Here is a 610-nt window from a genome sequence, read left to right on the forward strand (position 1 = left end):
CCGCCGTAGACGAACCCCCGCTTTGCGAGGAAGGCGAGCAGCCGCTGCTTGGCGGTCGCCAGGCGCGCGGTCGCCCCGTCGTAGGCGCCGGCGAGGTCCCTGATGCCTTCGACCTCGGGGGAGGGGACCCATACGGGGGAGATGTCGTGGGCGAGTATCGCCTTGGCCATCCTGGCGGCGTCGTTCCTGTCGTTCTTGGAGGCCGAGTCGGCGGCCGACCTGGGGATCTTCGAGACCGCGGCGACGACGCACTCGACGCCGAGCCCGGCGAGCTCCCTTTGCGGGGCGAAGCCGAGGTAGCCGCTCTCGTAGGCCGCGAGCGACGGCCCGGGGAACCCATCCATCCACCCGGCGATCTCGCCCCAGGGGTTGCCGGGGAACCTCCTCGTCACGGCCTCGCCGGTGTCCGCGTCGAGGGCGCAGACGGTGGTCGACCTCAGGTGGACGTCCATCCCGAACGCGGTAGAATACTTTGGCATGGGAGCCTCCCGACCTCGTTGCGGCGCGGCTGCGCCTATGGCACTTCAACATCATTGTCGCAGCCCCGACCCGCGGTCACGAGCGGGGGCTCCTATCTTTTTAGTGCCCTCGGATTGGGTCATAGTGTCTG

The 610-nt window shown here is 69.0% G+C and carries 1 protein-coding gene; it reads right to left on the bottom strand.

Going from position 1 to position 610, the window contains the following annotated elements; all coding sequences use genetic code 11:
* Positions 1–479 (bottom strand): IS110 family transposase (locus ACTNBB_RS09145; RefSeq protein ID WP_441071101.1); only part of this gene is annotated, 479 nt, incomplete at its 3' end.
* Between the last annotated feature and the right edge of the window lie 131 nt (positions 480–610).

This window comes from Collinsella sp. HCP28S3_B9 (genome assembly GCF_052066095.1).
Classification (GTDB): domain Bacteria; phylum Actinomycetota; class Coriobacteriia; order Coriobacteriales; family Coriobacteriaceae; genus Collinsella.